The sequence below is a fragment of the Burkholderia sp. HI4860 genome, from assembly GCF_002223045.2.
Classification (GTDB): domain Bacteria; phylum Pseudomonadota; class Gammaproteobacteria; order Burkholderiales; family Burkholderiaceae; genus Burkholderia.
In genome coordinates, this window is record NZ_NKFO02000002.1 from 49116 (window position 1) to 62840 (window position 13725).

Genomic DNA, 13725 nt, shown 5'->3' on the forward strand with positions numbered 1-13725 from the left:
GATGCGCCAGCCCCTGCTGAAACTCTCGGCCGTCACACGACGCTTTCCGGCCGGCGACAAGGATGTCGTTGTCCTGAACAACGTCAGCCTGTCTATCCACGCGGGCGAGATCGTCGCGATCGTCGGTGCGTCGGGCTCCGGGAAGTCGACGCTGATGAACATCCTCGGCTGCCTCGATCATCCGAGCGAAGGCACCTACACGGTCGGCGGTCGCGACACGCACATGCTCGACAGCGACGAGCTCGCGCAACTGCGCCGCGAACATTTCGGCTTCGTGTTCCAGCGCTACCACCTGCTGCCGCACGTCGATGCCGTCGCGAACCTCGAAATGCCCGCGATCTATGCCGGCACGCCGCGCGCCGAGCGGCACGCACGCGCACGCGAACTGCTCGCGCGCCTCGGGCTTGCGGATCGTGCGCACCATCGTCCCGGGCAACTGTCCGGCGGCCAGCAGCAGCGCGTGAGCATCGCGCGTGCGCTGATGAACGGCGGCCAGGTGATCCTCGCCGACGAACCGACCGGCGCGCTCGACACGAAAAGCGGCCAGGACGTGATCCGCATCCTGCACGAGCTGAACGCGCTCGGCCATACGATCGTCATCGTCACGCATGACAAGGCCGTCGCGCGCCATGCGAAGCGCATCATCGAGATCAGCGACGGCGAGATCGTCGCCGACCGGCCGAATCGCCACTATGCGGAAGCCCTCGCGGAAGCGGGCGTGGATGCGGCAGATGCGACAGGAACGGAAACCGGCGCGCTACCCGCTGACGATCGCCACGACACGCCACCGCTCCCCGCGCCGGTCGACACCGATCCGCATCCCGATACCGGCACCGGCACGCGCACGCCACGCTTCGCCGCCGGCTCCGGCCGCTTCGCCGAGGCCTGCCGGATGGCGTGGATTGCACTCGTGTCGCACCGGCTGCGCACGCTGCTGACGATGCTCGGCATCATTATCGGCATCACGTCGGTCGTGTCGATCGTCGCGATCGGCGAAGGCGCGAAGCGCTACATGCTCGACGAGATCGGCAGCATCGGCACGAACACGATCAACCTCTATCCGGGCACCGACTGGGGCGACAGCCGCGCGGACGCGATCCAGACGCTCGTGCCGGCCGATGTCGCCGCGCTCGCCGAACAGCCGTACGTCGACAGCGCGACGCCCGAAACGTCGCGCACGCTGCTGCTGCGCTACCGCAACGTCGACGTGAATGCGCTCGTGAGCGGCGTCGGCGACCGCTTCTTCCAGGCGCGCGGGATGCGCTTCGCGCTGGGTGTCGCGTTCGACGAGGACGCGGTGCGCCGCCAGGTGCAGGTGGCCGTGATCGACCAGAACACGCGCCGCAAGCTGTTCGGCGCGACGCGCAACCCGATCGGCGAAGTGATCCTGATCGACAACGTGCCGTGCGTCGTGATCGGCGTGACCGCCGACAAGAAGAGCGCGTTCGGCAGCGTGAAGAGCCTGAACGTGTGGGTGCCGTACACCACCGCGAGCGGGCGCCTGTTCGGGCAACGCTATCTCGACAGCATCACCGTGCGCGTGCGCGACGGGCAGCCGAGCGCCGCCGCCGAGAAAAGCCTCGAAAAGCTGATGACGCAGCGCCATGGCCGCAAGGACTTCTTCACGTACAACATGGACAGCGTGGTGAAGACCGTCGAGAAGACCGGCCAGTCGCTCACGTTGCTGCTGTCGCTGATCGCGGTGATCTCGCTCGTCGTCGGCGGGATCGGCGTAATGAACATCATGCTGGTGTCGGTCACCGAGCGTACGCGCGAAATCGGCATCCGGATGGCGGTCGGCGCGCGCCAGTCCGACATCCTGCAGCAGTTTCTCGTCGAGGCCGTGCTCGTCTGTCTGCTCGGCGGCACGATCGGCATCGCGCTGTCGTTCGGGCTCGGCGCGCTGTTCTCGATGTTCGTCGTGCAGTGGAAGATGGTGTTCTCGGCCGGCGCGATCGTGACCGCGTTCGTCTGCTCGACGCTCACCGGTGTGATTTTCGGTTTCATGCCCGCGCGCAACGCATCGCGGCTCGATCCGATCGATGCGCTCGCGCGCGATTGAAGAAAGACCTGTCATGACGCATTCTTCCCCCCTTCACCGCCTGGGCGCATTCGCGTGCGCGGCAGCCCTGCTCGCCGGCTGCGCGGGCGTGCGCCACGAACCGCTGCCCGCCGTCGCGATGCCCGCGAACTGGGAGGCCCCGGTCGCGGCCGGCGCACCGTCCACCTCACGCGACTGGTGGCGCAGCTTCGGCGATCCGCAACTCGACGCGCTGATCGACGACGCGCTGCGTGCCAACAACGACCTCGCGATCGCGGCGATCCGCGTGTACCGCGCGCAACTGCAGGCCGGGCTCGCGGATACCAACCTGACGCCGAACGTGTCGCTCGGCGCGAACGGCGCCGTGTCGCGCACGCTCGATACGCACCAGATGAGCCGGACGAGCGGCGTGACCGGTTCGCTCAGCTATGAAATCGACCTGTGGGGCCGGCTGGCCGCGCTGCGCGACGCCGCGCGCTGGGAAGCCGACGCGACGGCCGCCGATCTCGAGGCGGCGCGGCTGTCGCTGATCGGCACGACGGCGTCGCTGTACTGGCAGATCGGTTATCTGAACCGGCAAATCGCACTCGGCGACGCGAACATTGCGTATGCGGTCCGCACGCTCGCGGTCGTCCGGTCGCGTCACGCGGCCGGCGCCGTGTCGGGGCTCGATCTCGCGCAGGCCGAACAGAGCCTCGCCGCGCAACGCGCCGCGCAGGCGCAACTGATCCAGCAGCGCACCGAGAATCGCCACGCACTCGCGATCCTGTTCGACCGGCCGCCGCAGCAGCGCGCGGCCGAACCGTCGGCACTGCCCGTCGCGGCGCCGCCGGAAGTCGTGGCCGGCCTGCCCGCGAGCCTGCTCGGCCGGCGCCCCGACCTGCGCGCGGCGGAATTCCGGCTGCGCGAGTCGCTTGCGCAGGTCGACGCGACGCGCACGAGCTTCTACCCGACCTTCACGCTGACCGGGCAGGCCGGCACGTCGAGCACGAGCCTCGAGCGCGTGCTGATGAATCCGGTCGGCACGCTCGGGCTCGGCCTGGCACTGCCGTTCATCCAGTGGAACACGATGCAGCTGCAGATCAAGGTGTCGAAGTCGCAGTACGAGGAAGCCGTCGTCGGGTTCCGCCAGACGCTCTACACGGCGCTCGCGGAAGTCGAGAACGCGCTGTCGGCGCGTGTGCAGCTCGAACGCGAAGCCGAACAGCGCGCGCTGTCGCTGGCCCAGGCGCAGCGCGCCGAACAGCTGGCCGCCGCGCGCTTCGCGGCCGGCGCGACCGCCGTGCAGCCGTGGCTCGACCAGCAGCAGCGGCTGCGCGATGCGCAAAGCGCCGACGAACTGACGCGCCTGAACCGGCTCAACAACCAGATGACGCTGTACCGCGCGCTCGGCGGCGGGATGTCCTGACCGAAGCGCGCACCGGGCCGGCCGCGCCGATCAGGCGCGGTGTCATTCACACACGGGCGCCCTGCGTCGCGCCGGCGCGAACGCCACCGCGCTCGCCGTCGCGAGCACGGCCACACCCGCCGCGCCGTACACCATCACCCAGCCGAACCCGTGCACGAGCGCCGCGTGCAGCGCCGCGCCGGTCGGGTCGGCCTGCGCGAGCGCCGGTGCGATCTCGTGGAGCCCGTCCGTGCGGCCGGATGCAATCTCCTGCGCGAGCCGGCGCAGCGCTGCGTCACCGATCGAGCCTGCAACACCGGCCTTCAGGCTCGCGACGATCCCCGCGACCAGCACGAAACCCATCGCCGCGATGTTCAGCGCGAGCGAAATCATCCGCGCGCTCATGTCGATGCCCGACGCCATCCCGGCCCGCGCGCTCGGCACCGCACCCGTCGTCGTGTTGGTCACCGGGGTATTCGTGAGCCCGAGCCCGATGCCGGCGATCATGCAGCCGGGCAGCATCGTGATCCAGCTGGCATGGTCGGCCGCGCTGCCGATCCGCATCAGCGCGAACCCCGCGGCGATCGTGAACAGGCCGCCCGGGATCACGACGCCCGGCCCGTAGCGCAGCGCGAGCCGTTCGCCGAACGGCGGCGCGACCAGCGTCGGCAACGTGTAGGCGAGCAACGCGAGGCCGGCCGTCACGCTGTCGTAGCCGAGCGCGACCTGGAACCAGATCGGCAGGTAGATCATGAACGGCCAGAAGCTGAAGTTCATCCCCATCGAGCCGAAGATCGCGCCGGTGAACGCGCGAATCCGGAACACCGAGAAATCGAACATCGGCCGCGCACTGGCGCGTTCCGCGATGAAGAAGCCGGCCAGTGCCAGCACGGTCGCGCCGAGCACGCCGAGGCCGGCCGCGCGGGTCAGCCCGAGCGCCGCGCTTTGCGTGATGTAGAACGCCAGGCCGAGCACCGCGAGCGACAGCGTGACGATGCCTGCGACGTCGAGCCTGCCCGCGTGCGGATCGCGCGACTCCCGCACCGCGCCGCCGATCAGCACGAGCGCGAGGGCCGCGAGCGGCGCATGGACGAGGAACACCCACGGCCAGCTTGCCAGCGCGACGATCGCGCCGCCGACGATCGGCCCGAACCCGAGCCCGATGCCGAACACGATCCCCCAGATCCCGAACGCACGGCCACGCTCGCGGCCCTCGCGGAACTGGTGCGACAGCACCGCAATCTGGCAGATCAGCATCGCGCCGCCGCTGGCGCCCTGCAGCAGCCGCCCCGCGACGAGCACCGGCACGTTCGGCGCGAGCCCGCACAGCAGCGACGTCGCGCCGAACAGCACGGTGCCGATCACGTACACGCGCTTGCGGCCGAACCGGTCGGCGAGCGTGCCGGCCGCCATCAGCACGGTCGTGCACGCGATCGTGTACGCATTCATGATCCACTGCATGCCGTTGAAATCACCATGCAGCACGTGTTCGAGCGTCGGCAGGATCACCGGCACGCTCGAGATTTCGAGGCCGAACATCAGCGACGTGAGACAGACGGCCGCGAGCGCGACCGCATTCCTGCGGGAGTCGGATTGCGTCATGCGTATTGCGCCGCGACCCGGCAACGGGCCGCGCGCCTCCAGGTAAGAGGGATGCGCCGCGTGCGGCCGGCGACGCACGCTGGGCGGGAATCGGTACTATAGTGAGAATTCCCATCCCCATTGACGCATGCATTTCTCCAGACTGGGGAATTACAGGACTCAATCAACGACCCTCCCATGACCGACAGACTCGACGGCGTGACGACCTTCGTCCAGGTAGTGGAATCGGGCAGCTTCGCGCTTGCTGCGGAGCGCCTCGACATGACGCGTTCGGCCGTCGGCAAGGCCGTCGCGCGGCTCGAGAAGCGGCTCGGCGCGCGGCTGCTGCAGCGCACGACGCGTAGCCAGAGCCTGACCGACGACGGCCAGGCGTACTACGACCGTTGCGTGCGCGCGCTCGCGGAACTGGAAGCGGCGGAGGCCGACCTCGACTGCGGTCGCAACGAGCCGCGCGGCAAGCTGCGCCTGAGCGTGCCGCTCGCGTTCGGGCATCACTGCGTGACGCCCATCGTGCTCGATCTCGCGCGCACCTATCCGCATTTGCGGATCGACGTGTCGATCACCGACCGTTTCGTCGATCTCGTCGAGGAAGGCATCGACCTCGCGGTGCGGATCGGCACGCTCGCGGACAGCACGAGCCTCGCGGTGCGGCGGCTCGGCACGCAATACGGCAGCCTCGGCGCGGCGCCGTCGTATCTCGCCCGCTACGGGATGCCGAAGACGCTGGACGACCTGAAAGACCACCGGACAATCGCGTATTCACGCTCGGGGGTGGTTCAACCGTGGGACTTGCGTGCGCTGGACGGCTCGACGGTGCGGGTCGACATGCCGCACCAGCTCAGTTTCGACGACGTGCAGGCGATCGCGGCGGCCGGCGCATCCGGGTTCGGGATCGCGTGGCTGCCGAGCTGGCTGCTCGATCATTACGTGAAGCGCGGCGAGATGACGGTCGTGCTCGACCGCTGCTTCGTCTGCGAAGGCGACATCCACGCGATCTGGCCGAAGACGCGCTACCTGCCGCGCAAGACGCGCTGCGTGATCGACGCGCTCGCGCAGGCGGTGCCGCCGATGATCGGACGGTGAGGTGAGACGGGATGGGATGAAATGAATCCGACGCGCCGCGGGGGCGCGTCGGAGCATCACGCCGCGCCGAGATCGGCCAGCGGATGCGCGAACAGCTTCCACGGCGACGTCAGGAAATGCCGCACGCGTTCGGCGCGCAGCTCGACGAGCGACGCGGGCGCCCAGCGCGGCTTGCGATCCTTGTCGACGAGATGCGCGCGCACGCCTTCGCAGAAGTCGCCTTCCTCGATCGCACGCGCGACGATGCCGAGTTCCATCCGGAACGATTCGGCCAACGTCATCTGGCGGCCGCGCAGCAGCGCCTCGCGCGTCACGCACAGCATCGTCGGCGAATGGCCGGTGAGCGCATCGAGCGTCGCCTGCAGCCATTGACGGTGCTCGCGCGACAGTTCCTCGCGCGCAAGATCCTGTGTCAGCGTCGCGACGATCCGCTCGACGGTCGAGCGCTTGTCGAAGTGACGCACGATCCACGGCATCTGGCTGTCGAGCGCCGCATGCGGCACGACATTGCACGGCGGCTCGAACACCTTGCGCAGCAACGGCAGCGCATCGCCTTCCCACTTGACGCTTTCGATGCGCGTCTCGAACGTGTCGAGCCAGGCGGACGGCACGCACAGATCCGCGAGCTTCGCGGTCAGCGCGTCGGCGCCCGACAGCATCGCGCCGGTCAGCCCGACGTACAGCTCGAGTTCGGCCGGCATGCGCGACAGGAAATGCGTCGCGCCGACGTCGGGCACGAGGCCGATGCGCGTCTCCGGCATCGCGATCTTGCTGCGCTCGGTCGCGACACGCAGCGCCGCGCCCTGCGCGAGGCCCATGCCGCCGCCCATCGTCACGCCGTCCATCAGCGCGACCACCGGCTTCGGGAACGTATGGATCGCGTAGTCGAGACGGTATTCGTCGACGAAGAACGGCAGCCAGGTTTCGCGCTGCGCGACCATCCGGTACAGCGCACGCACGTCGCCGCCTGCGCAGAAACCCTTCTCGCCCGCGCCGCGCAGCACGACCGCGACGATCTGGTCATCGTTGCGGCAGCGCTCGAGGAGCGCGGCCAGCTCGCCGATCATCGGGTACGACAGCGCATTGAGCGCGGCCGGCCGGTTCAGCGTGATCAGCGCCACGCGGTTCACCACGCGGAACAGCACCTCGGGTGCGTGCTCCGCGAACGCGTCGTGATTCGTCACCGGCGTGCTCATCGTTGCGGCTCTCCGTCGTTGTGCCACTGCGGCGCGCGCTTGCCGAGGAACGCGGCCACGCCTTCGCGCGGATCGTTCGTCTCGAACAGGTCGACGAAACGTTCGCGCTCGACCGCGAGCGCCGCGCTGCGCGGCACGCCGCGGCGCGCGAGGCCGATCAGTTCCTTGCTGTAAGCGACCGCATGCGGGCTCTGCCGTGCGACGTTGCGTGCCAGCGCCAGCGCGGCATCGCGCGATGCGCCCGACTCCACGACGTCCTCGACGAGGCCGATCCTGAGCGCCGTGGCCGCATCGACACGCGCGCCGGTCAGGATGATCTTCTTCGCCCAGCCTTCGCCGACGAGCCAGGGCAGCGTCTGCGTGCCGAGGCCGCACGGCAGCAGGCCGACCGACGGTTCGGGCAGCGCCATCTGCGCATGCGTCTCCGCGATCCGCAGGTCGCACGCGAGCGCACACTCGAGCCCGCCGCCCATCGCGTAGCCGTTGATCGCCGCGATCGTCACGACGCGCGCGTCGTGCAGCGCCTCGAACGCCGCGCCGAAACGCGACGCCATCGCGCGCGCAACCGCGCGGTCGCCTTCGGCGAACGTGTTGAGGTCGGCACCCGCGCTGAAGAACTTCGGGCCGTCGCCGGTGATCACCAGCGCGCGCACGCGCGAGTTCGCATTCAGTTCGGCGACGGTTGCCTGCAGTTGCCGCAGCCCGTCGGCGGTAAAGGCGTTCGCGGGCGGACGCTTGAGCGTCGCGCACGCGATCGCGCCGTCGTCGACGTAGTCCAGTTCGATCATCACGCGTCCTTCTTGGTTGCCGGTTGATACAGGCGGATCACCGCCGAGAAATCGAGCTGGCCGTCGCCGCGGCTACTCATCGTCTGGTACAGCTGCTGCGCGAGCGCGCCGAGATAGACGGGCTGGCGCGCCTGCTTCGCGGCATCGTTCGCGAGGCCGAGATCCTTCAGCATCAGGTCGGTGCCGAAGCCGCCCGAGTAACCACGCGACGAAGGCGCGGTTTCGATCACGCCCGGATACGGGTTGTAGGTATCCGAACTCCAGCAGCGGCCCGTCGACGTGTTGACGATGCCGGCCAGCACTTTCGGGTCGATGCCGAGCGCGACGCCGAGCGACATCGCCTCCGACACGGCCGCCATCGAGATGCCGAGCACGAGGTTGTTGCAGACCTTCGCCACCTGCCCCATGCCCGTCGCACCGCAGTGGACGATGTTCTTGCCCATGCCCGTGAGCACCGGCTTCACGCGCTCGAAATCCGCGTCGCTGCCGCCGACCATGAAAGTCAGCGTGCCGGCCGCCGCGCCGCCGGTGCCGCCCGACACCGGCGCATCGACGAACGCGCCGCCGTGCTCGCGCACGAGCGCGCCGAACGCCTGTGCGCTCGCCGGGTCGATCGTGCTCGAATCGATCACGGTCGCGCCCGCGCCGAGGCCGGCGAGCACGCCGTTCTCGCCGGACAGCACCGAGCGCACGTGCGGAGCGGCCGGCAGCATCGTGATGACGAACGTCGCGCCCGAGGCCGCATCGCGCGGCGATGCGGCCACCTGTGCACCGGCATCCTGCAGCGCGCGCAAGGCGTCGGCGCTCAGGTCGAACGCATGTACTTCATGGCCTGCTTTCAGCAGGTTCAGCGCCATCGGCGCGCCCATGTGGCCGAGGCCGATAAAACCGATTTTCATGTTGGGTTCCTCCGCCGCTCAATGCAGCCGGATCGTCGTGTTCACCGGGCCGGCCGTCGTGTCGTCGTCGAACCAGCGCGCGGTGACCGTCTTGGTCTGCGTGTAGAACTGCACGACCTGCTTGCCGTACGGGCCGAGATCGCCGAGCTTCGAGCCGCGCGACCCCGTGAAGCTGAAGAACGGCACGGGCACCGGGATCGGGATGTTGATGCCGACCTGGCCGATGTCGATCTCGCTCTGGAACTTGCGTGCGGCCGCGCCGCTTTGCGTGAACAGGCCGACGCCGTTGCCGAACGGGTTCGCGTTGACGAGCGCGATCGCGTCGTCGAGCGTGTCGGCTTCCATCACGACCAGCACGGGCCCGAAGATTTCATGCGTGTAGACCGACATGTTCGTCTTCACGCCCGAGAAGATCGTCGGGCCGACGAAATTGCCCTGCTCGTAGCCGGGCACCTTCACGTCGCGGCCGTCTAGCTCGAGCTTCGCGCCTTCCTTCACGCCCGCGTCGATCAGCGACAGGATGCGTTCCTTCGCGGTCTTCGACACGACCGGCCCGACGTCCGTGCCGGCTTCCGCGCCCGCATTGACCTTCAGCGCCTTTGCCTTCGCGACGATGTCCGGCAGCCAGTCGCGCGCGTTGCCGACGAGCACCGCGACCGACGTGGCCATGCAGCGCTGGCCCGCCGCGCCGAAGCCGGCGCCGACGAGCGCGTTGATCGCCTGCTCGCGGTTCGCATCGGGCAGCACGACGGCGTGATTCTTCGCGCCCATCATCGACTGCACGCGCTTGCCGTGCGCGCTGCCGAGGTTGTACACGTGCGTGCCGACCGCCGTCGAGCCGACGAACGAAATCGCCTTCACGAGCGGATGCGTGCAGATCGCGTCGACGACTTCCTTGCCGCCGTGCACGACGTTCAGTACCCCTTTCGGTATGCCGGCCTCGATCGCGAGCTCGACGAGCTCCATCGTCGACAGCGGATCCTGTTCCGACGGCTTCAGCACGAACGTGTTGCCGCACACGATCGCCATCGGGAACATCCACAGCGGAATCATCGCGGGGAAGTTGAACGGCGTGATGCCCGCGCACACGCCGAGCGGCTGGCGCAGCGTGTAGGTATCCACCCCACCCGCGACGTTCTCCGCGAACTCGCCGAGCTGCAGCGAACCGATCGAGCATGCATGTTCGACCACTTCGAGGCCGCGGAAAATGTCGCCTTCGGCATCGGGAATCGTCTTGCCCTGCTCGGCCGTCAGCGTCTTCGCGATGCGCTGCTGGTTCGTGCGCACGAGATCCTGGAACTTCAGCATGATGCGCATGCGCGCGGCGATCGGCGTGTTCTTCCAGGTCGCGAAGGCGGTGTGCGCGGCCTGCACGGCTGCGTCGACTTCCGCGACGGTCGCGAACGGCACGCGCGCGAGCACCTGCTGCGTCGCCGGGTTGACGATGTCGCGCCACTCGTTCGTGGCGGACTCGACGAAGGCGCCGTCGATCAGCAGCTTGACCGTCGGCACGTCTTTCAAATTCGCGTTCATCGATCCTCTCTCCTTCCAGAGGGCCGCGAAGCGCGAGATCGCCGCGCGGCCGGTTCAATTCGGCTGCGGGCGGCGGCCGCGAAGGGCGGCGCGCGCGGCCCGCGGTCACGTCACTTCACTTGAGTTCGGCGGCGAAATCTTCTTCCCAGTATTCGCCCTGCATCCGTTCACTTGCGTCGTCGCCGCGCTCGATCTCGCGGCGGCGCAGCTCGACGCGGCGGATCTTCCCCGAGATCGTCTTCGGCAGCTCCGCGAACTGCAGCCGGCGAATGCGCTTGTACGGCGCGAGCTTCTCGCGCGAGAAACGGAAGATTTCCAGCGCGAGTTCGGGGCTTTCCTCGTAACCCTGGCGCAGCGTGATGAAGGTCTTCGGCACCGACAACCGCACGGGGTCGGGGCTCGGCACGACGGCCGCCTCGGCGATCGCCGGATGCTCGATCAGCACGCTTTCGAGTTCGAACGGGCTCAGCCGGTAGTCGGACGACTTGAACACGTCGTCCGCGCGGCCGATGTACACGTAGTAACCGTCGTCGCGGCGCATCGCGATGTCCGACGTGCGGTAGTGGCCGTCGCGCATCGCGTAGGCCGTCGCATCGGGGTTGTTCGCATAGCCTTTCATCAGCCCGACCGGGCGTGTGACGTCCGCGCCGATCGGCAGCGCGACCTCGCCTTCGGTCACCGGCGCGCCGTCCGGGTCGAGCAATTCGATCCGATAGCCCGGCAGCGGCCGGCCCATCGAGCCCGCGACGACCGGCTGGCCCGGCGAGTTGCCGATCAGGCAGGTCGTCTCGGTCTGGCCATAGCCGTCGCGAATCGCGATGCCCCACGCCTTCTTCACGCGCTCGATGATCTCGGGATTCAGCGGCTCGCCCGCGCCGACGATCTCGCGCAGCTTCACGTCGAACGACGCGAGCGGCTGCTGCACGAGCATGCGCCACACGGTGGGCGGCGCGCACAGCGTCGTCACCTGGTATTTGACGAGCGCATCGAGCACCACCTTCGGCTCGAAACGCGCGTAGTTGAACGCGAACACGCACGCCTGCGCGTTCCACGGCGCGAAGAAGCAGCTCCATGCGTGCTTCGCCCAGCCCGGCGAGCTGATGTTCCAGTGGATGTCGCCCGGCTGCAGGCCGACCCAGTACATCGTCGACAGATGGCCGACCGGATAGGTGCGGTGCGTATGCTCGACGAGCTTCGGCTTCGACGTCGTGCCCGACGTGAAGTACAGCAGCATCGGATCGTTCGCGTGCGTGATGGCGTCCGGCTCGAATTCTGCGCTCGCCGCGTAGCCGTCGTGCATCGCGAGCCAGCCCGCGCGCGGCGCGCCGGCGACGATCTTCTGCGCGAGGCCGAGATCCGGCTGTTCGAACTTGGCGGTTTCATTCTCGTCGACGATCGCGTATTTCGCGCCGCCGATCTGCACGCGGTCACGTACGTCGTCGGGCGACAGTTGCGTGGTGGCAGGCAGCACGATCGCGCCGAGCTTCATCGCGGCGAGCATCGCGTCCCACAGCTCGACGCGGTTCGGCAGCATCAGCAGGATCCGGTCGCCGCGCACGACGCCGATCGAACGCAGCCAGTTCGCGATCCGCGACGAACGCTCGGACATCTGCGCGAACGAATACGGATCGCCCGTGCCGGTCGCCGCGTCGACGATCCACAGCGCGGGCTGGTCGTTGCCGCGCGCCATCGGGTCGAAGTAGTCGAGCGCCCAGTTGAATGCGTCGAGCACCGGCCACTCGAACCCGCGGTACGCCGTGTCGTAGTCAGTGCGGTGGCGCAGCAGAAAGTCGCGTGCGTCCAGGAATGCCTGTACCGTCATCGTGTCCTCCAGTCTCCATGCCTCGCGGTCAACCGGCGCATGCGCTGCAGCCCATGCCCGGTTGCCTCTGTTGCGGCGCACGGTCACGTCGTTGCGTGCCGCGTTCGCCGCGCTGCCCTCGTGCCCTGCGTGATGTCGTCGCCGGGGTAACCGCCGCAGCTCAAAGCTGCCGCGCGATCACCATCCGCTGCACTTCGCTGGTGCCTTCGTAAATCTGCGTGATGCGTGCGTCGCGATAGTGACGCTCGACTTCGTAATCGACCAGGTAACCGTAGCCGCCGTGGATCTGGATCGCGTCCGAACACACGCGCTCGGCCATCTCCGATGCGAACAGCTTCGCCTGCGACGCTTCCGACAGGCACGGCAACCCGGCGGTGCGCAGCTTCGCCGCGTGATGCACGAGCAGGCGCGCGGCGTTGATCTGCACGGCCATGTCGGCGAGCTTCTGCTGGATCGCCTGGTGCTCGGCGATCGGCTTGCCGAACTGCACGCGCTCGCCCGCATAGCGGCGCGCCTTGTCGAATGCGGCGCGCGCGATGCCGAGCGCCTGCGCGGCGATGCCGATGCGCCCGCCCTCGAGGTTCGACAGCGCGATCTTCAGCCCTTCGCCGCGATTGCCGAGCAGGTTCTCTTCGGGAATCGCGCAGTTCTCGAACGTGATCGGGCACGTATCCGACGCGCGGATGCCCATCTTCTTCTCGGGCTTGCCGACGATGAAGCCCGGCGTGTCGGTCGGCACCAGGAACGCGGAAATGCCGCGCTTGCCGGCTTCCGGGTCGGTCATGGCAAAAACGATCGCCACGCCCGCGCGCTGGCCGTTGGTCACGAACTGCTTCGCGCCGTTCAACACCCATTTGCCGTCGCGCAGTTCCGCACGCGTGCGCAGGTTGTTCGCCTCGGAGCCGGCGTGCGGCTCGGTCAGGCAGAACGCGCCGATCACGCGGCCGGCCGCCATGTCGGCCAGCCAGCGATCCTTCTGCGCGGGCGTGCCGAAACCGAGGATCGGCCCGCAGCCGACCGAGTTGTGCACGCTCATCATCGTCGCGCACGCGGCGTCGCCGGCAGCGACCTCTTCCATCGCCAGCGCGTAGGCCACGTAGTCCGTATACGAGCCGCCCAGCTCCTGCGGCACGATCATCCCGAGCAGGCCGAGTTCGCCGAGCTGCGCGACGATCGCGTCGGGCAGGTGCGCATCGTGGTCCCACTGCGCCGCGTTCGGTGCCAGCATTTCGGTGGCAAACGCGCGCGCGGCGTCGCGGATCATCCGCTGGTCTTCGGTGTAAAGCTCGTCCATGGTGCTGCTGTCTCCCGCGGCCGCCGGGCGCGACCGTCCTTGCGTTTCGATGCAACAAGTGTAGGCAAGCAGGCGCGACT

10 protein-coding genes are annotated in these 13725 nt (G+C 68.5%); 3 read left to right on the top strand and 7 right to left on the bottom strand.

All coding sequences use genetic code 11. From position 1 onward, the window contains the following. Window position 1: 1 nt before the first annotated feature. Together CFB34_RS14735 and CFB34_RS14740 are read left to right on the top strand one after the other, a co-directional pair. Entirely contained in the window at window positions 2-2062 is a 2061-nt protein-coding gene (locus CFB34_RS14735) for a MacB family efflux pump subunit (protein ID WP_089441882.1), read from the top strand. A 13-nt stretch (window positions 2063-2075) separates the two neighbouring features. Further along, window positions 2076-3449, top strand: a complete 1374-nt coding sequence (locus tag CFB34_RS14740; protein WP_089441881.1) for an efflux transporter outer membrane subunit — start codon at window positions 2076-2078, stop codon at window positions 3447-3449. Window positions 3450-3491: 42 nt separating this feature from the next. Here CFB34_RS14740 and CFB34_RS14745 read toward each other — a convergent pair whose 3' ends face one another. Then, window positions 3492-5030, bottom strand: a complete 1539-nt coding sequence (locus CFB34_RS14745; protein WP_089441880.1) for an MFS transporter — start codon at window positions 5028-5030, stop codon at window positions 3492-3494. Window positions 5031-5207: 177 nt separating this feature from the next. Between CFB34_RS14745 and CFB34_RS14750 the strand changes: the two genes are divergently transcribed. Continuing rightward, complete coding sequence (locus tag CFB34_RS14750; protein ID WP_089441879.1) at window positions 5208-6113, top strand: LysR family transcriptional regulator; 906 nt, start codon at window positions 5208-5210, stop codon at window positions 6111-6113. A gap of 56 nt (window positions 6114-6169) precedes the next feature. Here the strand turns inward: CFB34_RS14750 and CFB34_RS14755 are convergent, their stop codons facing one another. From CFB34_RS14755 to CFB34_RS14780, 6 genes are all read right to left on the bottom strand, one after another. Then, a complete protein-coding gene (locus CFB34_RS14755; RefSeq protein ID WP_089441878.1) occupies window positions 6170-7309 on the bottom strand; it encodes an enoyl-CoA hydratase/isomerase family protein in 1140 nt (379 codons plus the stop codon). After that, window positions 7306-8097, bottom strand: coding sequence for an enoyl-CoA hydratase (locus CFB34_RS14760; protein WP_089441877.1), 792 nt, complete (start codon window positions 8095-8097; stop codon window positions 7306-7308). The genes CFB34_RS14755 and CFB34_RS14760 overlap by 4 nt, the downstream gene beginning before the upstream one ends. Beyond that, window positions 8097-8996 carry a 3-hydroxyisobutyrate dehydrogenase gene (mmsB, locus tag CFB34_RS14765; protein ID WP_089441876.1) on the bottom strand — a complete coding sequence of 300 codons (900 nt, stop codon included), beginning with the start codon at window positions 8994-8996 and terminating at the stop codon, window positions 8097-8099. The genes CFB34_RS14760 and mmsB overlap by 1 nt, the downstream gene beginning before the upstream one ends. Before the next feature lie 18 nt (window positions 8997-9014). After that, on the bottom strand, window positions 9015-10529 hold the full coding sequence (locus tag CFB34_RS14770; protein ID WP_089441875.1) for a CoA-acylating methylmalonate-semialdehyde dehydrogenase: 1515 nt from the start codon (window positions 10527-10529) through the stop codon (window positions 9015-9017). Between the two features lie 115 nt (window positions 10530-10644). After that, window positions 10645-12351 (bottom strand): AMP-binding protein, encoded by a 1707-nt coding sequence (locus CFB34_RS14775; protein ID WP_089441874.1) that lies wholly within the window; start codon window positions 12349-12351, stop codon window positions 10645-10647. A gap of 160 nt (window positions 12352-12511) precedes the next feature. Beyond that, a complete protein-coding gene (locus CFB34_RS14780; RefSeq protein WP_023477775.1) occupies window positions 12512-13645 on the bottom strand; it encodes an acyl-CoA dehydrogenase family protein in 1134 nt (377 codons plus the stop codon). Between the last annotated feature and the right edge of the window lie 80 nt (window positions 13646-13725).

Coding starts and splice junctions, on each gene's coding strand:
- CFB34_RS14735 (WP_089441882.1), top strand. CDS start 2: ATGCGCCAGCCCCTGCTGAAACTCTCGGCCGTCACACGACGCTTTCCG.
- CFB34_RS14740 (WP_089441881.1), top strand. CDS start 2,076: ATGACGCATTCTTCCCCCCTTCACCGCCTGGGCGCATTCGCGTGCGCG.
- CFB34_RS14745 (WP_089441880.1), bottom strand. CDS start 5,030: ATGACGCAATCCGACTCCCGCAGGAATGCGGTCGCGCTCGCGGCCGTC.
- CFB34_RS14750 (WP_089441879.1), top strand. CDS start 5,208: ATGACCGACAGACTCGACGGCGTGACGACCTTCGTCCAGGTAGTGGAA.
- CFB34_RS14755 (WP_089441878.1), bottom strand. CDS start 7,309: ATGAGCACGCCGGTGACGAATCACGACGCGTTCGCGGAGCACGCACCC.
- CFB34_RS14760 (WP_089441877.1), bottom strand. CDS start 8,097: ATGATCGAACTGGACTACGTCGACGACGGCGCGATCGCGTGCGCGACG.
- mmsB (WP_089441876.1), bottom strand. CDS start 8,996: ATGAAAATCGGTTTTATCGGCCTCGGCCACATGGGCGCGCCGATGGCG.
- CFB34_RS14770 (WP_089441875.1), bottom strand. CDS start 10,529: ATGAACGCGAATTTGAAAGACGTGCCGACGGTCAAGCTGCTGATCGAC.
- CFB34_RS14775 (WP_089441874.1), bottom strand. CDS start 12,351: ATGACGGTACAGGCATTCCTGGACGCACGCGACTTTCTGCTGCGCCAC.
- CFB34_RS14780 (WP_023477775.1), bottom strand. CDS start 13,645: ATGGACGAGCTTTACACCGAAGACCAGCGGATGATCCGCGACGCCGCG.